The organism is Paenibacillus sp. LjRoot153, from assembly GCF_964253085.1.
In the GTDB taxonomy this organism is placed as follows: domain Bacteria; phylum Bacillota; class Bacilli; order Paenibacillales; family NBRC-103111; genus Paenibacillus_E.
In genome coordinates this window covers 6,960,419-6,982,689 of the sequence record NZ_CAXUQH020000001.1, presented here as the reverse complement: position 1 = coordinate 6,982,689, position 22,271 = coordinate 6,960,419, and the positions used below count along the sequence as shown (strand labels likewise).

15 protein-coding genes and 1 pseudogene are annotated in these 22,271 nt (G+C 45.3%); 14 read left to right on the top strand and 2 right to left on the bottom strand.

Going from position 1 to position 22,271, the window contains the following annotated elements; genetic code table 11:
* Positions 1–98 precede the first annotated feature (98 nt).
* The 6 genes from ACSQ8P_RS30185 to ACSQ8P_RS30160 all read left to right on the top strand — a co-directional run bounded on the left by ACSQ8P_RS30185 (position 99) and on the right by ACSQ8P_RS30160 (position 8,326).
* Positions 99–1,025: an ABC transporter permease gene (locus tag ACSQ8P_RS30185; protein ID WP_436238567.1), complete on the top strand. Its 927-nt coding sequence runs from the start codon at positions 99–101 to the stop codon at positions 1,023–1,025.
* Positions 1,019–1,879: a carbohydrate ABC transporter permease gene (locus ACSQ8P_RS30180; protein WP_436238566.1), complete on the top strand. Its 861-nt coding sequence runs from the start codon at positions 1,019–1,021 to the stop codon at positions 1,877–1,879. The genes ACSQ8P_RS30185 and ACSQ8P_RS30180 overlap by 7 nt, the downstream gene beginning before the upstream one ends.
* A gap of 40 nt (positions 1,880–1,919) precedes the next feature.
* Positions 1,920–3,449: an extracellular solute-binding protein gene (locus ACSQ8P_RS30175; protein WP_436238565.1), complete on the top strand. Its 1,530-nt coding sequence runs from the start codon at positions 1,920–1,922 to the stop codon at positions 3,447–3,449.
* 98 nt (positions 3,450–3,547) lie between these two features.
* Complete coding sequence (locus tag ACSQ8P_RS30170; RefSeq protein WP_436238564.1) at positions 3,548–4,936, top strand: FAD-dependent oxidoreductase; 1,389 nt, start codon at positions 3,548–3,550, stop codon at positions 4,934–4,936.
* Between the two features lie 44 nt (positions 4,937–4,980).
* Entirely contained in the window at positions 4,981–7,773 is a 2,793-nt protein-coding gene (locus tag ACSQ8P_RS30165) for a polysaccharide lyase family 8 super-sandwich domain-containing protein (RefSeq protein WP_436238563.1), read from the top strand.
* A 337-nt stretch (positions 7,774–8,110) separates the two neighbouring features.
* A complete protein-coding gene (locus ACSQ8P_RS30160; protein ID WP_056608664.1) occupies positions 8,111–8,326 on the top strand; it encodes a hypothetical protein in 216 nt (71 codons plus the stop codon).
* Between the two features lie 213 nt (positions 8,327–8,539).
* Here the strand turns inward: ACSQ8P_RS30160 and ACSQ8P_RS30155 are convergent, their stop codons facing one another.
* Positions 8,540–8,875: a hypothetical protein gene (locus ACSQ8P_RS30155; RefSeq protein ID WP_436238562.1), complete on the bottom strand. Its 336-nt coding sequence runs from the start codon at positions 8,873–8,875 to the stop codon at positions 8,540–8,542.
* Positions 8,876–9,255: 380 nt separating this feature from the next.
* On the opposite strand from ACSQ8P_RS30155, the gene ACSQ8P_RS30150 reads away from it, so the two are divergent.
* The 7 genes and pseudogenes from ACSQ8P_RS30150 (at position 9,256) to arfA (ending at position 19,811) form a co-directional block, all read left to right on the top strand.
* The gene (locus ACSQ8P_RS30150) at positions 9,256–11,232 is read left to right on the top strand and encodes a glycoside hydrolase family 127 protein (RefSeq protein ID WP_436238561.1); all 1,977 of its coding nucleotides are present in this window, start codon (positions 9,256–9,258) and stop codon (positions 11,230–11,232) included.
* Between the two features lie 152 nt (positions 11,233–11,384).
* Positions 11,385–12,797: an ABC transporter substrate-binding protein gene (locus ACSQ8P_RS30145; RefSeq protein ID WP_436238560.1), complete on the top strand. Its 1,413-nt coding sequence runs from the start codon at positions 11,385–11,387 to the stop codon at positions 12,795–12,797.
* A 72-nt stretch (positions 12,798–12,869) separates the two neighbouring features.
* The gene (locus tag ACSQ8P_RS30140; protein ID WP_436238559.1) at positions 12,870–13,793 is read left to right on the top strand and encodes a carbohydrate ABC transporter permease; all 924 of its coding nucleotides are present in this window, start codon (positions 12,870–12,872) and stop codon (positions 13,791–13,793) included.
* Positions 13,790–14,659 carry a carbohydrate ABC transporter permease gene (locus tag ACSQ8P_RS30135; protein WP_436238558.1) on the top strand — a complete coding sequence of 290 codons (870 nt, stop codon included), beginning with the start codon at positions 13,790–13,792 and terminating at the stop codon, positions 14,657–14,659. The genes ACSQ8P_RS30140 and ACSQ8P_RS30135 overlap by 4 nt, the downstream gene beginning before the upstream one ends.
* A gap of 322 nt (positions 14,660–14,981) precedes the next feature.
* Positions 14,982–17,652: pseudogene (locus ACSQ8P_RS30130) on the top strand (DUF5695 domain-containing protein); the annotation flags it as partial.
* The gene (locus ACSQ8P_RS30125) at positions 17,646–18,110 is read left to right on the top strand and encodes a galactose-binding domain-containing protein (RefSeq protein WP_436239641.1); all 465 of its coding nucleotides are present in this window, start codon (positions 17,646–17,648) and stop codon (positions 18,108–18,110) included. The pseudogene ACSQ8P_RS30130 and the gene ACSQ8P_RS30125, both read left to right, overlap by 7 nt.
* Before the next feature lie 189 nt (positions 18,111–18,299).
* Positions 18,300–19,811, top strand: coding sequence for an arabinosylfuranosidase ArfA (gene arfA, locus ACSQ8P_RS30120; RefSeq protein WP_436238557.1), 1,512 nt, complete (start codon positions 18,300–18,302; stop codon positions 19,809–19,811).
* Positions 19,812–20,310: 499 nt separating this feature from the next.
* Here the strand turns inward: arfA and ACSQ8P_RS30115 are convergent, their stop codons facing one another.
* On the bottom strand, positions 20,311–21,201 hold the full coding sequence (locus ACSQ8P_RS30115; RefSeq protein ID WP_436238556.1) for an AraC family transcriptional regulator: 891 nt from the start codon (positions 21,199–21,201) through the stop codon (positions 20,311–20,313).
* 235 nt (positions 21,202–21,436) lie between these two features.
* Between ACSQ8P_RS30115 and ACSQ8P_RS30110 the strand changes: the two genes are divergently transcribed.
* Positions 21,437–22,207, top strand: coding sequence for an NUDIX domain-containing protein (locus ACSQ8P_RS30110; protein ID WP_436238555.1), 771 nt, complete (start codon positions 21,437–21,439; stop codon positions 22,205–22,207).
* Positions 22,208–22,271 lie beyond the last annotated feature (64 nt).

The window sequence follows — 22,271 nt, the reverse complement described above, 5'->3', positions numbered from 1 at the left end:
GTTTCTTTAATTCTGACCTGTTACCCCCTATCTGGAAAAAGCTTATCATAAATCTATCAGGAGGCAAGGTCAACCAGATAGAAAGCGGGGACACAGCGATGCAGAGAACATCGACACTTACAAGAAAGCTTAGCGTCATTTGGTCATTTCGTGTCTTATACGCCATGCTGCTGCCAGGCTTGATTTATTACGCGGTATATCGCTATAGTCCGATGTTTGGCGCTATTATCGCGTTTAAGAATTTCAATGTCATGCTTGGGGTATTCGACAGTCCATGGGCAAGCCCGTGGTACGCACATTTCAAAACGTTTTATGATTCACCGTACTTCTTCACTTTGCTAAGGAATACTTTCCTTATCAGCATTTATAAACTGCTGTTCGGTATGTTGCCGGGAATCGCCTTAGCTATTTTATTAAGTGAAGTCAGGGCACGTTTCTTCAAAAGATTCGTGCAAACCGTCACGTATTTACCGCATTTTCTATCCTGGATCATTATTTACGGGATTGCGGCAGCTTTTCTCTCCGAAACGGATGGATTGGTCAATCTGTGGGTGAAGAATATCGGCGGGGACGCGATTTCGTTCCTAACTTCGACCACGTGGTTTCGTACGATTCTTGTCGCATCGGATGTTTGGAAGGATATCGGTTGGACGGCAATCATTTACTTGGCAGCTATTACGAGCATTGATCCGACTCTGTATGAAGCGGCACGCATCGATGGTTCAGGAAGAATTCGTATGATTTGGCATGTGACTCTCCCAGGTATACGCCATGTCATCATCCTGCTCCTTATTCTGAAGCTTGGACAGATTCTCGATGCTGGTTTCGACCAAATTTATATTATGTACAATGTACAGGTTTACGAAGTTGCCGACATTATCGATACGTGGGTATTCCGTACAGGGCTAGAAGAGTTGAATTTTAGCTTAGCTGCGGCTGTAGGATTGTTTAAATCAGTTGTCGGTTTCGTGCTAGTCATCACAGCAAATCGCATAGCTAGACGTTGGGGGGAAGGCGTATGGTAAAAAGTAAACAAGAGGTCTGGTTCGATGTCCTTGTCTATCTGATCCTTGCCCTTCTCGTCTTATCTGTCATATTCCCACTCATGTATGTGTTGTCGGTGTCGTTGACGCCGCTTAGTGAGGTTCTCAAAAATGGCGGCTTCGTAGTCTTTCCAAGGAAATTAACGTTAGAAGCCTACTCGGCCTTCATCCATGATTCTACGATACCTAGAGCGTATGGGGTTACGATATTCATTACGGTAGTGGGGACATTGCTGAACCTGCTAATCACAACGATGATGGCTTATCCGCTTAGTAAAAGTAGATTGCCTGGAAGGAACATTCTCCTGTTCTTGGTTGCTTTCACGCTTCTATTCAATGGTGGTGTCGTGCCGACCTATCTAGTTGTCAAAGCGACAGGGTTAATTAATTCCGTCTGGTCGTTAATTATTCCAAGCTTGGTTTGGTCCTTTAATTTATTGATTATGAAAACATTTTTTGAAAATCTCCCTGAAAGTCTCGATGAGGCTGCCCGAATCGACGGTGCTGGTGAGCTGCGGATCCTTTGGACCATTGTGCTCCCACTCTCATTGCCCATTATTGCGACAATCGGCCTCTTCTATGCGGTTGGTCACTGGAATGAATTTTTTCAAGCGATCATGTATGTCAATGATACGAGTAAGTATCCGCTCCAGGTCGTCTTAAAGACGATTCTGATTAACTCGATGCTGCCGCCAATGGATATAGAGAGTGTACTACCTACGCAATCCTTGCAAATGGCTGCTGTTGTCCTATCTGCGGTACCGATCATTATCGTGTATCCGTTCATCCAGAAGTATTTTACACAAGGGGTACTGCTTGGCGGCATTAAAGGTTAATGGGGTTAATGTTTCTATTTATATGAGAGGGGTTTTACAGATGAAAAAAAAGCTATCAGTCGTCCTATCCACAATGTTAATTAGTTGTATTGTAGTAACCGGTTGTTCGACGAAATCCGAAAGCGGTCAAGTGAAAAGCACAGCGCCAAGCACGACAGCGGCCACAGGTCCGGTGAAAATCAATTTGTTCATAGGCGGATCCAACTATCCGGGGATGGCTGACGATTTTATTTTGAGCAAGCTGAACAAAGATTTGAATATGGATTTGCAATTTAACGTCGGCGCGACGGATTATGATCAACAATTGAATGTGAAAATCGCCGGTGGATCAACGCCTGATATTTTCTCGGTGTCCAAGGTGCAGCTTGCGAACTATGTGAAGCAGGGGATTCTGCTGGATTTGACCCCTTATATGGATAAGATGCCGAATATCAAAGCGAAGCTGAAGGACGTTGATTTGAATAAGGGAAAGGTAGATGGCAAACAGTACGCTATCGCTAAACGTGCCTATCTGCCGATGTCGAGCTATTGGGTTCGCCAAGATTGGCTGGATAAACTGGGCTTACAGTCTCCGAAAACGTTGGACGAATTGAAGGCTGTAGCGAAGGCTTTTACAGAGCGTGATCCGGATGGCAATGGCAAAAAAGATACGTACGGCATTACTGGAATTGGTATTGGAACACCAGATGCTGTGAATACACCAAGTACATTTGACCCGGTATTTTCCGCATTCGGCGTGGCCTCCCCAGGGCAGTTCATGATCAAGGACAATAAAGTAGTGTATTCCACCACACAGCCAGAAACGAAGCAAGCCCTATCCTACATTAAGGATATGATTAGTGAGGGTTTGGTCGATCCGGAATTTATGACGAACAAAGGTCTGAAGCATCAGGAGAAAGCATTTAAAGGGCAAGCGGGCATTCTATATATCAACTGGGGCGAGATGACCAAGGATGATTATATTGCGCAGTACAAAGCTGTGAATCCTGCAGCTAATTGGGTACAGATGGATGCGCTAACAGGTCCAGGCGGTAAGTACCAAGGTTATTTTGACATCAGTGCTACAGGTGGACGGTTTGCTGTGTCCAAGGAAGTCGCGAAGGATCCTGCTAAGCTGAATAAAATCCTGGAGTACTTCAACTATATCGCAGATGGCCCGGGCTATTTAACGACAATGTACGGAATTGAAGGTACGCATTATAAAATGGAGAACAACATCCCTGTCGTGACGGACAGCTCCAAAACAGGCTTCGCCTTCAATCATCAATTAACTGGTCGAGATGAGAAAAATTATTTGAAAGCGAAATTTACGAAGCAGCTGCCATTTATTGATTTTGCCGAAAAACAACCGCGCATTGAAACATATACGGAGCTTATTCCGAATCCGGAAGGCGTATCAATCAGCGATAAAAATCGCTTCGAAAGCGAAGAGATTACGAAGTTCATTTTTGGGAAAAGTCCTTTAGACAGCTTCGATACGTTCACCAAAACATTAGAGACGAACTATCAGCTATCGAAATATGTGGAGCAAGGCAACTTGGTTCTGAAGCCGCTCGGCTATATCAAGTAGGAGTTAATTAGGCATGTTGAGCGGGGCTGGAGCAGGCTGACAAATAGCTTTCGTTTCAGCCCTTTCACTTATTAAGGACGAATGAGGAGTCGGTGCTGATGAATACAAGTGAAACTATTTTGGAGGAAGCGAAGTCGGTTCCGGTCATTGAAGATGTGGATATATGTGTGCTTGGTGGAAGTTGTACGGGAGTCTTTGCAGCGGTACGAGCAGCGAGATTAGGGGCACGTGTGGTCATCGTGGAGAAGCAAAACAATTTCGGCGGTGTTGCAACCTCAGGACTAGTCAACATCTGGCATAGCTTTTATGATACGGAGTTCAAGCAGCAAATTATCGGCGGATTAACACAAGAAACTGTAGAACGATTGGATCGGCGTGGGGCTGTGGCGGAAGAGAAGAAAAGCCATTCTGTCGGCTATGTGCTGAATACGGAAGAGCTGAAAATCGAATTGGATGAGCTCATCACAGAGTCGGGGGTTCAACCCTATTTGCATACGATGTTCGTGGCGCCGGTCCTTACTGATGGTAAATTAACGGCTATCCTCATGGAAAATAAGTCAGGCAGAGGTGCAATTAAAGCGAAGATGTTTATCGATGCAACAGGTGATGGCGATTTGTGTGCGCGTCTTATGCTGCCTTTAACCACTGCTGATCATAGGCAACCGCCTACAACATGCGCCAAAATCGGCGGGTGGGGCTCTGGCCCAGGGTTTAATGATGTAACAGGGTTCAATTCACTGAAAGGTTTGGATTTAAATGATGCTCTCATTCAACATCAAGCTGAATTCGACTTGCCCGAGGGCTTTGGTTGGGGACGCTTCGTGCCCGGCAGTAAAGATGTCTATATGTACGCAGGAACAAGAGTGTACGACGCGGACTGCAAGGATGGGCTCTCTTTAACACAAAGCGAAATGGAAGGGAGAAGACAGGTTAGAGCCATCATGGATATGGTGCGCAAATACGGACCCGATAATAAGCTGACGCTGCTCTCACTCCCCTCGTACATTGGCATTCGAGAAACGAGGCATATCCATTGCCAATATCGACTTACTGGCGAAGATGTGCTCCACGGTGTTCGTTTTGAGGATGCTATTGCCAACGGCAGCTATCGTGTGGACATTCACCATGATGATAAGCCAGGTATTACCTTTCAATATTTAGATGGGGAGCAGGCGTATGTGCGTCCAGGTTATCCCGTTGTCAAAGGCAGATGGCGGGAGAAAACGGATCACAATCCCACTTTTTATCAAATACCGTATCGTAGCTTAGTTCCCGGAGGTTATGATAACCTGCTGACCTGTGGTCGAATGATTGATGTGGATCAAGTTGCTTATGGAGCAGTTCGCGTGATGGTGAATATGAATCAGACTGGCGAAGCAGCCGGCGTTGCGGCTTATCTAGCGCTTCGTGCGGATATCAGCGTTGGCGACGTGAATACGGAGGAGCTTCGTTCGACGCTGCGAGAGGGGGGATCCATTATTTTGTAAGTGAGGCCGGATATTCGTACTACCATTATGAGAGGGGATGTTCCATGGTTAAGGGGAAAGGACTGCGAATTGGGTATGTAAGTCTTATTATGTTGATGGTGTTTACCATTGTGAGCAGCTACGTTCCGCAAAAAGCTTATGCGACAGATGAATTCGATACATTAAGGGCGAGATGGAAAACCATGCTGACAGGGGGATCCTCCTACAACAATTTGGATGGTGATATTAGTCCGAGAATCGCAGATATCACAGCGAAAGCCCAAGGATATTGGGACAGCATGAATAAGGCGCCGGCTGCGCCTACGAACTATCTGTGGGTCGATTTGCCCGCTGGAGATCGTACATCCAGTCAAGTGACCTCCGGATTCCGTCGCATCAGGGATATGGCGTTGGCGACACAGACTTATGGATCTCCGCTGTATGGGAACGCTCAACTTATCGCAGATGTTATCATGGCGTTGGATTGGATGAATACATGGAGATATAACGATACCAAAGCCTCCTATGACAATTGGTGGGATTGGCAGATTGGTGCCCCAACGGCGCTGAATGATACCGTTGTACTTGTTTATGATTCACTCAGTGCGACGCAAATAACGACATACATGAATGCCGTGATTAAGTATCTCCCATCGGTGAATAAAGCTGGTGCGAATCTATCATGGCAAGCGGCGGTTCTCATCTTGCGTGGTGTGATCATCAAGGACAGCGCGAAGCTTATTGCCGCACGCGACGCATTAACGACTCTATTTCCATACGTGACTACGAGTGATGGCTTCTACGCGGATGGTTCTTTCATCCAGCATAATATTTATGCGTACACAGGTGGATATGGCGCTAACATCTTGATAGATACGGCCAATTTGATGTATTTGTTAAAAGGGTCAACCTACGAGATTACGAATGCGAACCAGTCGAATGTGTATCAATGGATTTATAAGTCCTATCAGCCGCTTCTATACAAAGGGGCTATGATGGATATGTCTCGAGGCAGGGAAATCGCTCGGTACACTTCGCAGGATCGGGATGCAGGACATTTTATTATGCAGGGAATTATCCGTCTATCTCAAATTGCTCCTGCTGCGGATGCCAACGCCTTCAAAAGCATGATTAAATATTGGATTGGGGCGGAAAATCTAGGCAGTACCACGAACAAGTTCTACACGGATGCGTCGATCAACATGATCTTGTTAGCCCAAGGTATCATGAACGATTCCGCTGTAGCGCCAGCAAGCGAATTGGTAAAATATCAGCAATTTGCTGCGATGGCTAGAGCGGTCCAGCTTCGTCCTGGTTATGGATTCGGCCTTGCTCTATTCTCGAATAAGATAGGAAGCTACGAAGGGGCCAATAGTGAAAATTTGAAGGGCTGGTATACTGGAGTAGGTACGACTTATCTATATAATAATGACCTGAATCAGTTTAGCGAGGACTTCTGGCCGACGGTTGATAAGTATCGGTTGCCCGGTACAACGGTAGTTTCTGCGACGTATGCTTTAAGCCAGTATAATACGAGTAATTGGGTCGGAGGTACAGATCTCCTCAATGTTTATGGGACAACGGGCATAGAGATGGGGATTACTTCGAATACCCCAAGTACGTTAACTGCCAAAAAATCGTGGTTTATGTTCGACGATGAGATTGTGGCATTAGGTGCTGGAATTACGAGCACGGATACAAAGTCGATTGAAACTATTGTTGAGAATCGCAAACTTACGAGTGCAGGTTCCAATGCCTTGACGGTTAATGGGGTTGCGCAATCCACTGCGCTGGGCTGGTCGCAATCGCTGCTTGGAGTGAACACTATTCATCTGGATGGCAATGTGCCTGGCTCGGATATTGGCTACTATTTTCCAACGGCAGTGGCGGTCCAAGCAAAACGAGAAGCGAGAACCGGCAAATGGAATCAAATCAAGACGACGGGTGTTACGTCTGGCACCAGCATTACGAAGAATTATTTGACACTCTGGTTGGATCATGGCGGGAATGCAACGAATCAAGCGTATCAGTATGTTATTCTGCCTAATAAGTCCAACGTAGAGGTAGCTAGCTATGCAAGCAATCCGAATATTACGGTATTGGAGAATTCGGCCAATGCGCAAGCAGTGAAAGAGAATACGCTGAATGTAATAGGTGTTAATTTCTGGAACGATGGGCTTAAGACGGTTGATCAGATAACATCGAATAAGAAAGCTTCCGTCATGACGAAGGAAACATCAGGTGAACTGGACGTCTCTATCTCAGATCCGACGCAAGCGAATACGGGCAGCATTCAAGTTGAAATTAATAAAGCAGCAGCAGGAACGCTACTTGCAGATGCAGGAATTACGGTAACGCAGTTGAGCCCCACGATTAAATTCAGCGTGAACGTGAGTGGGGCGAAGGGGAAAGCGTTCAAGGCTAAGTTCAGTTTGGCGCCCGTTGCCGCTACCGTCATCGTGGATGATGCCAATAGTACGGGGGTTACGCTTGCTGGAAGTTGGTCAATTGGCACGAATCTGACCAATAAATATGGCACGAGTTACTTGCATGATGGTAACACCTATCATGGATTAAAGAGTGCTACCTTTACTCCGACATTAACGGCAGCTGGGACGTACAAGGTGTACATGTGGTGGCCATCCCACACCAATAGGGCAACGAATGCCCAGGTGGATATCCTTCATGCCGGCGTAACTTCAACGGTTACCATAGATGAAACTCAGGATGGCGGACAGTGGAATTTGCTTGGTACGTATACGTTTAATGCTGGGACTTCAGGAAATGTGAAAGTGCGCAATGATGGTGCAGACGGTTATGTAACTGTGGATGCGGTTAAATTTGAGCCGGTTCCTTAGTGGGATTAGGAAAGAAGAAGCCTAGGGGCTTCTTCTTTTTTTGGTCTAATGACTTACACGCCTCCAGCGTAGCTGTTTCGCACCTCAGGCAGCTGTGTTATCCACAGCCATCTATTTTCGCTTGTGCGACGCATCGGTGCGTCGCGTGTAAGTGATAAACCCGACTAAAACACTCAGTCCAAGGGGTTATATAGGTATTTAGCAAATATTAAAATATAACACAATCATTTAGCTAAAAGCAATATTTTTTCGGAAAAAGACTTGATAAAATTATTCAAATGGGTTAATCTTCTAATTGTTGGAAAACAAATAAAGTAGAGAGAAAGGAGTGGAACGAATGGAAATGATGAGCATGAAAATGATGATGTCGATGTGTATGGAAGAAATGATGTGTAAAATGAACAACATGAAGATGATGATGGATTGCATGCAAGGTATGGAAATGGCGGACATGATGGATATGGATATGATGATGTCCAAGATGCAGTCTTGCGATGAGATGATGACGATGATGATGGGTATGATGCGTGAAATGAAACAAACCGCTGTGTAAGATTCGTCCTTATACAAGGAGTTATCGAACACACACGGTTATCATTGGATTCATACGATGAAATTTTTATTGCAAGTACATATCAATCTGCAAATTGATGCGTACCGTAAGATGCAATTCTGCAGAGCAGATGACTGCATGCATGGAAATGACGAATAGGCATGAACCGATGTCCGGTAGAGCGGTAATCCGCATACGGGATTTTTTGCATTTCTAGCTATGATAAGTCGCGTTCAATTGTTTGCCAATTTCAACCCGCTGTAGTTTCAATCCCCAAACTTCCTCGATCAACCGAGAAGAGACATACGCGTTATCGGTTTCCCTCAACTGTCTGTAAAGCTCCAGCATCTTCTTATTGACGGCATCGAATCGTTGCCATAGTTGGTTTATTTGATATTCAAGTGTCGTTTGTTGCATATATAAGGCTGATTTACTCAGCGTCTGTATAATTTCGTTCTGCCATTGGGCGTCCCCGATTTGCTTCGCATAATTTAATAAATCCAAATAATCATCTTTCCAGCGTTGCTCTAATGTCACGGTTTCTAGCATGGCGGTTACCTCATTTCGGCTTTATACCTAGTATTATACTCGGAATTAACGGAATTGCAAGTGCGAAAATTAATTTCATTCAATAGTTAGTAAAATCGTAATGCATTCTTAAGCAATAAATCCACTATTCCTATGTTATTCCAGCTAATATGTCTCTCTTCTTTGCCCAAGAAAGCACGCTGCAGTCGATGAAATAAGGGATAGGGGTAGAGTTGAAATGTAAAATTGGAGAGCTCATTAGGGATATTTTTAATATTTTCTATTGGTTGTAATTTCTAAAAAAGTGGTTGTAAATCTTTAATTAAAACTAGGCTATCACATGTATTATAATTAGTAGCGCTTTCATTAAGAAGGCGAAATTGATAAAAGGGGCACACCTGATGAGTATTATATCTATCTCAACACCCGTTCAATTGAAGAACGTGATAATCCAGGATGACTTCTGGTCCCCTTATATTTCATTGATTCGCGATGTTGTCGTACCTTATCAGTGGGAGGCGCTTAATGATCGAATCGAAGGCAACGAGCCGAGTCACGCTATCCGGAATTTTAAAATCGCTGCTGGATTGGAGCAAGGCGATTTCTACGGCATGGTGTTCCAAGATAGCGACGTGGCCAAGTGGCTTGAAGCTGTCGGTTATCTATTGGAGCAAACGCCTGATTCCGATCTGGAAAAGGTAGCGGATGAAGTCGTCGATCTGATCGCTAAGGCGCAGCATGCGGACGGATATGTAAATACGTATTTTACACTTAAAGAAAAGGCAGGCAGATGGAAGAATCTAGCGGAGTGCCACGAGCTCTACTGTGCGGGTCATCTGATCGAAGCAGCTGTCGCCTATGAGAAGGCAACGGGGAAGGGCAAGATTCTGGAAGTGGCTTGCAAGCTTGCCGATTGCATTGATGCGACGTTCGGGCCAGAGGATGGTAAGATCAAAGGTTATGACGGGCATCAAGAGATCGAGCTGGCGCTAATGAAGCTCTACAAAGCCACCTCCAACGAACGTTATATGAAGCTGGCGAAGTTCTTCTTGGATGAGAGAGGGCAGAGTCCCCACTTCTACGACTTAGAGTTCGAACGCCGGAATGGCGAAACGCATTTCCAAGCGCTGAAGATAGCCAAGGACAAATCTTACAGCCAAGCGCACGTCCCGATTCGCATGCAGCAGACGGCTGAAGGTCACGCGGTGCGGGTCGTCTATATGTGCACGGGTATGGCCGACGTAGCGGCCGCGACCGGGGACGAGGAGTTGTTGAAGGCATGCCGGGCGCTCTGGCATAACATCGTGAACAAGCGGATGTACATTACGGGATCGATCGGTTCGATGTCTTACGGCGAGTCATTTACGCTCGATTATGATTTGCCGAACGATACGGCTTACGCCGAGACTTGCGCATCGATCGGACTCATCTTCTTCGCCCAGCGCATGCTTCAGATCGAGCAAAGAAGCGAATACGCAGACGTCTTGGAGAGAGCGCTATATAACACCGTAATCGGCGGAATGTCTCGCGACGGACAGCACTTTTTCTACGTGAATCCATTGGAAGCTTGGCCTGAAGCCAGCGGCAAGAATCAGAATTTCGATCACGTGAAGATGCAAAGGCAGCGATGGTTCGGTTGCGCGTGTTGCCCGCCTAATATCGCTCGGCTGCTCGCCTCGCTCGGCAGCTATATCTACTCGTTCCATGGGCATACCCTTTATGCTCACTTATATATTGGGAGTCAAGTTACCGTGAAGGTGGATGGCGGCGCCGTTGGGCTCATCCAGCATTCCGAGCTCCCTTGGAACGGTAACATTAAATTCGAGCTGAAGATGGATGAACCCAAAATCTTCTCCTTGGCTCTACGGATACCAAGCTGGTGTAGGTCTTGGGATGTCAGGGTTAACGGGCAACCAGTAGAAGAATCCGCTATGCGCCTGATTAACGGATATCTTCATCTCGAGCGGGAATGGAACGCAGGCGATATCGTCCATCTAGTTCTACCAATGAACGTTAGTCCAATGAAAGGCAATCCGGAAATTCGAGAGACCGTAGGCATGGTCGCCATCCAGCGAGGGCCGATGGTGTACTGCCTAGAAGAAGCTGACAATGGCAAAGGGCTTCATAAGCTGATCATCCATCCAGGCTTCGAAGATCAAGTTAGCTTTGATAGCAGCTTGTTAGGCGGACTGCTTACCATCGACTTAACCGCTTATCGGATTCAAGACGAGGGCTGGAAGGATCAACTGTACCGCGTGAAAGACGAGGATCACTTAGAAGCGACTACGGCCCGATTTATCCCTTACTTTGCTTGGGCGAACCGGGGAAGCGGCGAGATGAGAGTGTGGATTAGAGAAAATACGGTTTTACCCTCATGAGGTGCAAGGATAGATCACGCTTGTTAACTCTGGTCAAGGAGGGAAGGGAGCAATCGACAATATAACAGTCGTAATAGACAGATGAAATATTCCCCGCCCACGCGGGAGGAATCAAGGAGTGACGGCGAATTATATATGATGGAGGGGTTAATATGAAAACAATGAAAAAAGGATTCATGGTTAACGTATCAATGGTCTTGATCTTAAGCATGATGGCTGGATGCTCCACGAATAACGATAAACCAAGCGCATCGCCAACGGGAGAAGCAGCTACAAAAGCACCAGAGAAGACGGCAGCTCCTTCCACTGAGAAGGTTAAGATTACCTATTCGATGTGGGGAAGTGAGGCTGAAGGAAGCGCAACCCAGGCAGCGGCGGATAAGTTTAATGCTTCTCAAAACAGAATCGAAGTCAAAGTGCAAGCGATTCCTTGGGAAAACTACATGACCAAACTGAATACACAGGCAACGGCAGGTCAATTACCAGATACGGGAATATTGAAGGAGGATGGCGTCATCCAGTGGTCCTCCGATGGTATGTTGAATGATGTAAGTGCCATGTACTCGGGAAGTGACAGCAAGCCGCTGGATAGCCTAGCTTACAAATATCAAGGCAAAACCGTAGCCTATGCCGCTGCGAATGAAATCCTGCTCCTTTATTACAACAAAGACATGTTCGACAAAGCGAAAGTACCTTATCCGCCATCCGCATTGGATAAAGCATGGACATGGGATGAATTCGTAGCAACGGCCAAAAAGCTGACGGTCGATAAGAATGGCAAACATGCTGACGAGGCTGGCTTTAATGCACAGAGCATCGTTCAGTATGGTGCATCCGTCGAAAATCTGGCTTGGCAGTTGGAAGCCTGGGTGCTCAGCAATGGCGGTGGTTTCTATTCCAGTGACGGTACATCTGTGAGAATCGGGGAAGACGCCAGTATCGAAGCGATTCAGAAAGTCGCGGACCTGTACTTGAAAGACCATGTTGCCCCGTTGTCTGTTGGACAGACCGATGATGGCATTCAGCGTACCATCATCGCAGGAACGGTCGCCATGGCCACGAACGGCCAGTGGAACATAGGAACTAGCTTGAATGCAGCCAAGGATGCAGGACTGAAATATGGCGTTGCCGTATTACCATACTTTAAGCAAAAGGTTACTCTCAACACGGGCGGTGCCAATGTCGTATTCTCCCAAACCAAGCATCCGAAAGAAGCGATGGAATGGCTCAAATGGTACACAGCTGAAGAAAACAATTGGGGACTTATCTCATCGGGTATTTGGATGCCAACACTGAAAAAGTGGTATACGGATGAAACGCTTACCCATAAATGGGTCGACAATAAGAACTTCCCTCCTTACAACGAATACAAGTCCGCTGTGGTCGATTACGCACAATCCTCAGCCGCCAGACCCGCTGCCTGGTTCTATACGAATCATACGACGGACTTTAACACCTTGCTGGGATCGACCTTGGGGGATGTTTGGACCGGAAAAGCTACCGCCAAGGATGCCATTACCAAAAATCTCGAAGCTTTGAAAGCAGCCAATAAAGGCAAAAAATAACGTATAGGAAGGATGACCGCCAAGAACAAGCAAGCGGTGGTCATCCTTCACATATGAGGTGGGGGGCAAGATATGGAAACTTTTAATAAACCTCAGCAACGCCGTTCCCGCTTTCATTCAAGCGAGGCAAGGGTTGCTTACATATGCTTGATTCCTGCAATACTCGGGCTGATCTTCCTGACCTATCTGCCTCTTCTTGGCGTGTTGGGCATTAGTATGACGAATTGGACGGGGCTAAAAAACCCTGAATTCGTCGGTTTCAGCAATTACATCACGCTATTTACCACCGATCCTTATATTAAAGATTCTATTATCGCAACGCTCTACTTTGCATTTTTATCTGTAGCTGGAAGCATGATTTATTCACTTTTCATCGCGATGCTGTTGAACCGTAAAATTCCGGGAAGAGGTTTTTTCAGAGCTGTATTCTATGTCCCTTTCGTTTTGCCTGCTGCCGCTATATACGTAGGATGGTCCTGGCTTTACGAGGCCAATTTTGGTTTCTTCAACTATCTCCTCTCCGAAATCGGATTGAATAAAGTTCTCTTTATCGCGGATTCCAATTACGTAATCCCATCTCTTTCATTGATTGCGGTCTGGCTGTCCGGGAACTTAATCGTTATTTTTTTGGCTGGTCTTCAGAGCGTTCCGAGCGTCTATCATGAAGCGGCTGAAATGGATGGCGCGAACGGATGGAATCGCTTTCTTCATATCACCTTGCCTTGTATGACGCCGATCATCTTTTATAACCTGTTGCTGAGTCTGATCGCCAATCTCCAAGTCGTTACGCCGGCCCTTGCTCTGACCAATGGCGGTCCGGGCAACTCTTCCCGATTCATGACTTATCTGATGTATGATCAGGCATTCGTCAATTACAAGCTGGGCTACGCCTGCGCGACGACTTTTATTATTTTCGCCATTCTTGCCGCTTTTACTGCCGTTTTGTTCAAGACGTCGAAACGGTGGATCTTTTCCGAAGGAGACGACGATAAATGAGCGAAGTCGCATACGCCAGATTAAAGAGCAAGAAACGCAGTGAACGAACGATGAACGTGCTTACATTTATAGTCGTCATTGTATTTGCCCTCATCGTGCTCTTCCCGATTTGGTGGATATTCCGTACGTCTCTGATGACGAACCCCGAGATCTACAAATATCCGCCGTCTCTCATACCGAAAAATTGGTTATTTTCCAACTATGAAAAAACATTGACTATATTTAAATTTTGGAAATATTTGTGGAATACGATGATCATTATCGTTCCTGCTTGTTTTGGGGGGACGTTCACGGCCACCTTGTGCGGATATGCTTTTGCGAGGTTGCGGTTTAGGGGCAAACAATTGATCTGGATCCTCTGCGTCGGTTCTATGCTCTTGCCTGCCATGGTAACGCTCATTCCGCTGTACATTGGATGGACGCGGGGGCTGGGGCTCCATGACAGCTATCTGCCATTGATTCTGCCCTATTTTTGCGGCGGCGGCGCTTTTAATATCTTTTTGATCAGGCAGTTTATTCTCTCCATACCGAGAGAACTCGACCAAGCGGCAACGATAGACGGTGCTGGGTACTTCCGGATTTTGTTCAGCATTATTATGCCAGCGATCAAGCCCGCTATGATCGTCGTCGCGTTGTTTATTTTCATTGGCTTATGGAATGATTTGCTCCAACAAATGATTTACATTAATTCGAGCGAAAAATTTACCATAGCGTTGGGGCTTACCAATTTTAAAGGACAATTAAAGCAGGATTGGTCGTTAACGATGGCAGCCACGTGCCTGTCCTTTGCGCCAGGCGTCATTTTCTACCTGATTGGTCAGAAGTATTTTGTAGAGGGAATCACGTTGACCGGTATGAAAAGTTAATCCGAATGAACCCCTTGAAGGATAATCCTTCAGGGGGTTTTTCAGGTTGATATTTTTAAATAAATCTGCTGTGGCATTAGTTCATATAGTGTAAAAATAGGTTGTGAAACTTAAAGTAAATCGCACAAATTTTAGATATGATAGAAAATGTAAGCGCTACAAAATTTAATAAATGAGGAGGTGTGCCGCAAAGGATGACAGCACGATACAGCTAGGATCGAAGATTAATGGTAAGAGGAATCCCTGTTAGATGTCGATGAAATCTAAGATGAGAAAGAGAGGCTATCTAATGAAGCAAATGCTTAGTCAGTATTGGAGCAAGATGTCGAAATCACAACGCGTGCAACTGTTTGCAGCTTCTACGTTTACTGCAGCAGCCATTCTGTTGGTACCGCAACTAGCTTCAGCCAATACAATTACGAACAGTAATTTTACCGTCCAGACGGGTACGAATGGCGAAATTACTTCTCTACAAATTGGCGGGGATACGTATCCAACCAATTATGTTATGAATGCAACGAATGCGCCGAATCAGAATACAGCTGATCATCAATGGGTTGGGGAGCTTATGTTTACTTATAAGCTTGGAACCGGAGCTTGGACGCAAGCACTTTCGAGTAAATCGGCGGATGGCAGAACCACTTCCCAAACGGGCAATACCGTCAATATTACGTATCAGAATTCAACCAACAGTGCAGGGATTAAAAACTTCAAAGTGGATGAATCGTATTCCCTCGTGAGTGACTATTTGAAATGGCAAATTACCGTTACGAATACAAGCACGCAAACTTTGGAAATCGGAGATTTCGGCCTCCCCCTCCCATTCAACGAATTCTTCACTGCCGGCAATAATGACGAAATCTATGAGACACGTGTCATTACACATGCTTTTATCGGTAACAATAGTTCGTATATCGTGGCGCAGCGCCCTAGTGGTATTGGCCCTTCTCTGCTTATGGTACCTGACACGACGACAGGAGCGGGACTTGAGTATCAAGACAATTGGCGCGTTGAGGAGCATCCAGGCAGCATGTGGGCAGCGGATCAAGGCGGCTATGCGAAGGGTCTGAACGTGTACTATATTCACTCCAATGTGATTAAAAGCAATGGTCGTGGTTATTTACCCAACACAAGCCTAACGTTAGCGCCAGGCGCAAGTAAAACGTATGCCTTCAAATTTTTCAAAGCTGCAGATGAGTATGCCGTTCAAGACAGGCTGTATAGCGAAGGTATGGTCGATTTCAATGTAGTTCCTGGCATGATTGTACCAACGAATCAGACGGCTAAATTCGATTTGCACACATCCAAAGCCATTACTGCAGTTACGCCGCAATACCCATCCGAGACGACAATTACTTCTTTAGGTACAACGGGAACGGATCACAAATTATATCAGATGACGATGACCCATTTGGGACAGAACAATATTACGGTTACGTACGGCTCAGGGGAGAAGACAGTTCTCCAATTCTATGCCATTGAACCTATTGATGCGGCATTACAGCGGCATTCGACGTTCATGGTGAACAATCAACAATGGAATGTGCCAGGGGATATTCGGGATAAAGTGTTCGATGACTGGATGATGCAGACCAAAGCCAAGCGAAACAATTTCGCAGGATACTGGGGTTGGGGAGATGACTGGGGGCTTACACATGGTCAATTCCTTGCGGAGAAAAATGCCATTACGCCAATTGCTTCTGAAGTGACAGCCGTAGATAACTATTTGGAAACAGCTGTATGGACGAATTTGATGAATGGCCATCATACCGATTATCTTGTTCCAGATTTTCTAATGGCACAACCGAACACAACGCCAACCTATCGGGGCTATGCGTATCCGCATATTTACAATACGTACTTCAGTATGTATAAAATTGCTAAGCTGTACCCAAATCTTGTGACATATAAAAATCCCAAAAATACGTATTTGCTTCGCGCATATAATGTGTTCAAAGCCTTGTATGACGGACCTGTTGCCTACAACTGGGAGACGGGGTTAATGGGTGAGTTAACGACGCCAGACATCATTAAAGCACTTCAAGATGAAGGCTATACGACGCAAGCTAACGATATCATTAGCAAAATGGCAACGAAATACAGCAATTTTTCAGCAAATTCCTATCCTTATGGATCAGAATACAGCTATGACAATACAGGGGAGGAATCGGTCTACATGCTGGCTAAGATGAATAATAACAATACCATCAAAGGTAAAATCAATGCCAAAACGAGAGCAGCACGCGGTCATATGCCAGTGTGGTATTACTACACGGATCCTGTAACCATTACGGGGGATAATTGGTGGAATTTCCAATACAGTACGTCACTTGCAGGTTATGCGATGGATGACTGGATACGTACGAATTCCACGACGCCTGAGAGGGAACAACGGTTATCCTACGCGGCCAAAATAGCGAATATAAGTGCGATCAATTCTGGTCAAATCAGTAGTGATGCAGCGAATATTGGTGCTGTTTCTTGGACGTATCAAGCAAGTAAAGGAAATAACGGCGCTCTAGGCCTTGACGGCGGTCCTCTATTTAATGGCTGGCGCGGGATGAGCGGAGAAGCTGATCTTGGGCTGTTCGGTGCTTTGAAAATTCTAAGTGCGGATGTTGCCGTTGATCCAATTTTTGGCTTGTATGGCTATGGGGCGGACGTTACCTTAAGCAGCGGGAAATATACGATCACGCCGAAGGATGGCTTATTCAAACGTTTGCATCTCATTACGGAGAAGTTCTCCATGGAGCTTGAGCGCGACCAATATACATCAGCCATCGTGGCAACAGCTAAGAATGATGTCAACTTCACTTTGAAGAATTCGACCACAACAGCAGCCCACGTTACGAAAGTCACGTTCACGGGTCTTGCAGCAGGTACGTATAATGTGCTTGTGAACAACGTGCAAACAGGCACAGTGACGGCAACGTCAGGCGCAAAAACCATCGTGAATCTTAGCATTGGAACGAACGCTACGTACGATGTGAAACTGCAAGTGGGCACACCGTCAGGACCTCAAGACGTTGCACCGCAAGGGACAGCGACGACTTCGTTCGTATCGGCTTGGGAAAGCCTTGCAGGTCTGAACGATGGTTATGCCCCAACAAGTTCGAATGATAGAGGGCATTCTGTGTATGGAAACTGGGATAATCCAGGTACGACACAATGGGTTCAATATGACTTTGCATCAGCGAAAACAGTATCCAGTACAGCGATCTATTGGTTTGACGATAATCAAGGTATCGATCTCCCAGCTTCCTATACCATACAGTATTGGAATGGAACCGCTTGGGTCAATGTAGCAAGCCCATCAGGACTGGGGGTTGTCGCCAATCAATACAACACGACGACATTTACGCCTGTTTCTACCACCAAAATCCGTGTCAACATAACAGCCAAAGCGACCACATCAACAGGAATTGAATCGTGGAGAGTATTCGGAACATAATCCAATTATTAGAAGCTGCCTCTCGGATCTTTGTAGATTTGAAAGGCAGCTTTCTGTGTATGTACAGATGGAAGGCAGGTTTGCATAGGTTGTTATTTTTAAAAAACAAGTTGATATCATTTAACGATAATCCCATATTCATGGGCTATACTTAGTTTGTAGTGCTCTGAAAGTAGGAGGAAAAGAGATATGACGACTGTGTTAAAAGCGAGCATGAAGTTGGATAAAGATTTTCGAATTGCTAAAGTCGATGAGCGCATTTACGGATCTTTCATTGAACACTTGGGACGTGCTGTTTATGGCGGCATTTATGAGCCTGGACATCCAGCAGCGGATGAGCAAGGTTTTAGGCAGGATGTTATGGAGATGATCAATGAAATCGGTGTACCTATCGTTCGTTATCCCGGGGGCAACTTCGTCTCAGGATATAACTGGGAGGATGGTGTCGGACCGATCAGTGGAAGACCTGCCAAGCTGGAGCTGGCATGGCGTGTACTTGAGCCTAATTTATTTGGAACAAATGAATTTCTCGCATGGACCAAACAAGTCAAAGCACAAGCAATGATGGCTGTTAACTTAGGAACTAGAGGGATAGATGACGCCAGAAACTTGGTGGAGTATTGCAATCATCCTGCGGGCTCGTATTGGAGCAATTTAAGAATTGCTCATGGCTATCCAGAGGCTTATGGGATCAAGACGTGGTGTTTAGGAAATGAAATGGATGGACCCTGGCAAATTGGTGCCAAAACGGCAGACGACTATGGTCGATTGGCGAATGAAGCAGCGAAAGCGATGAAATTCGTTGATCCGACGATCGAGTTGGTGGTATGCGGCAGTTCTTTCCGAAGTATGCCAACCTATGCGGAGTGGGAATCTACAGTGCTGGACCATACGTATGACAATGTCGACTATTTATCCTTACATACGTACTATGGAAACGCAGATAATGACACAGCTAATTACTTGGCCAAATCGCTGGATATGACTGCTTTTATACAAGAGATTATTGCGGTGTGTGATTATATAAAAGCCAAAAAGAGAAGCAAAAAAACCATGATGCTTTCCTTCGATGAATGGAATGTATGGTTTCATAGCTTGGAGTCAGACAAAAAGATAGAACCATGGCAATTTGCGCCTCCGCAGCTTGAAGATTTGTATACCTTGGAAGACGCACTGATGGTAGGGACGATGCTGATCACACTATTAAAACACGCGGATCGCGTGAAGATTGCTTGCTTAGCGCAGTTAGTGAATGTCATAGCCCCTATTATGACGCAAACGGGTGGACCTGCTTGGCGTCAAACAATTTTTTATCCTTATATGCACACCTCCCTTTATGGGAGAGGAACCGTGCTGCACTCGTTTATAGATGCTCCTAAATATGATACGAAGGATTATACGGATGTCCCTTATCTGGATACCGTTGTTATTCATCAGGAAGAGAAGGACGAACTTACGATATTTGCAGTTAATAAGAGTCTTGATTCCTCAATAGTTGTTTCATGCGACTTGCGCAGCTTTGAGGGATACCGAGTGGTAGAACACATTGTATTGGAAAACAAGGATGTCAAAGCCGTGAATACGATGAATCATCCTATTCGAGTGACACCGCATAGCGATGGCGATGCTGCCACTCAGGACGATATGCTGATTGGAACATTGCCAAGGTTATCTTGGAATGTTATACGACTGCGCAAGTAAGTGAACGAGAGATGATAAAATGAATAGGATTGAGGTGAGTTCCTTACTATGCGTGGGGGAACCGCGGTTGGAGAAATGATGGTTTGGGTCAAAGCGTTTCAATAAAAGTTCAATTTCTGATATAAAAGCAAGTAGCCAGTAACCTTGAGCAATCTAGGTTGCTGGCTATTTTTTTAAGTAACGAAACTACCCTCCTGTCCGCCAGCTGAATAGATGGATTTAATACAGTCAAATATTGGAATTTTTTAATCAAACGCCGAGTAGATGGAAAATATACAGTTAATTTTGCACATTTTACTCGATCTGATCAAAAAAGGCAGTTTTAACTACATGTTTTACAGTTAAATCGAATTTTCGAGGAAATTCCTCGAAAATAGCTGTATATATTCCAGTTAATCAAATGTGTGAATCACGAGACTACGCCAAACCTACAAAGGAACTCAACCAACAACGTCCTCCGGCGAGATCCCGTGTCTGCGTCGCATGCAGGGCATGACTGTTAGGAATGGCCTGTATAGTTTTTGCGGAAATTCAAAGGAGAGATTCCTTCTTTGGTAGAGAAGCAGTGTGAGAAGTAGGAGGCGTGTTGAAAGCCACTTTCTTCCGCAACTCTCGCCATGGTCCAATTGGTCTGAATCAGCAGCTTCTTGGACTGTTCGATACGAAATTGAAGCAAATAATCATTGGGTGTCAACCCGAACACCTTCAACATGCATTTGGCAATGTAGTTAGGATGATAATTAAGATGCTCTTGCAATAAAGCGTTGGATATCTTTTTAGTGTAATTTTGACGAATAAATAGCTCGACTTTCTCAGCTAAATGAAACGCAGTCATGTCGGTTGTTGAAATTAATTCACGGTTAATATGCTGCATAAACAATTGAAAGGTATTCTGTTTCCGCCAATTACGTTGGGAGCGCGATTCCTGTTCCAAATCGAAGAAATATTCCAAGATTTCTAAGGCCTTGTGATTGAGTTTTATATATTTGGGGATAAATATCGAATTCACTTCAGCATGATTTAGGAATGCCTTCTGTTTGTGATCCTCAATGAGAGAATTCTGATTCTCTAAACACGCATCCATATCCATGTACTCATCCCAAGCGCCATACGTATGGAAATGGATCCAAAGGATCTCGGCTTCTTGCTCACAAGGAGCCGTTCCGAAATGCGAGAGATCGGGTCTTAGAATGATGGCATCATTTTGCTGGAGAGTCCATTCATTGGTACCTTCTCCGATGAAAATAGTCCCTTTCTTAACGACGATTAGGTCGAAGGTGCCAATGTTAGTCCTGCTTATATGACTCTCCCCGATTTCATAGTAAGCGCTTCCGCAATCTAAGAAATAAGGAATCGGTGGAGCAATGAAGTGAAGAACGGTTGGTTTCATGGCCTACCTCTATAAGATCGAATTTGTATCCAACATTTGTGTTGGATATGCTTATTTATATTTTACGTGATGTGTCATATGAAAGAAAGTGATTTTGGCGAAATATAGCGAGATTAGTGAATGTGTTTACTCGTCCAAAGGGTAAATTAGGGCGAAGGCCCACTTGACATCCAACTTAAATATGTCATAATGATAATATCAAATCGACATTAAAGTTGTGAAAGCAGGTGCTACATTGAACACTAACGAAAAAGAGTCGAACTACTCTTCCCATAAGTATCGGACACCGGATGGTGCACCGAGTGATATTGTCATTTTCACCATTACCTCAACGGAAAAGAACACAACCAAAAAGGCGCTGCCCATTCGGGAACTACAGGTCCTGCTCATACAAAGAAAACAATGGCCGTTTGAGGGCCAATGGGCTTTACCTGGCGGGTTTTGCCAAGAGTCAGAGAGTATGTACGCATGTGCTCGGAGGGAGCTTCAAGAGGAGACTGGCGTCACTGATGTTCATATGGAATACTTTAACGTCTACAGTGAGCCTGGACGTGATCCAAGAGGATGGATTATCTCTCATGCATTCTATGCCTTAGTTCATGAGAGATGGCTGGCTGAAAGGCGTGCCGATACGGATGCATCAGACGTGCGCCTATTCACGGTGGGGGAAGCGCTTGGGCTGACGTTGGCTTTTGATCATAGGCAGATATTGACCGACGCTTTGCATCAGATTCAGAAAAAGATGCTCACAACGACGATTGCCAAGGAGTTTCTTCCCGAAGAGTTCACCATCGGTGAGCTATACCAGGTGATACAAACGGTCGTGCCGCATTTTGAGGAAAGCAACTTCATTCGCAAAATCACCTCAACCCAAAGCCGCAAAGGAATCATTGAAGAAGCGGTGGACCGTAACGGAGAGCTGAAGCTTTCCAATCGCTACTCTCAGAGAGCCGCACAGCTCTATCGCTTTACTGATCTGACGCCTCAGCTGTCAATCTACAGCTAGGCGCTTCTCTTTTACCTTTTGATAATGTCATATTGATAGTATTATTCGCTGGGAGTTAATCTTA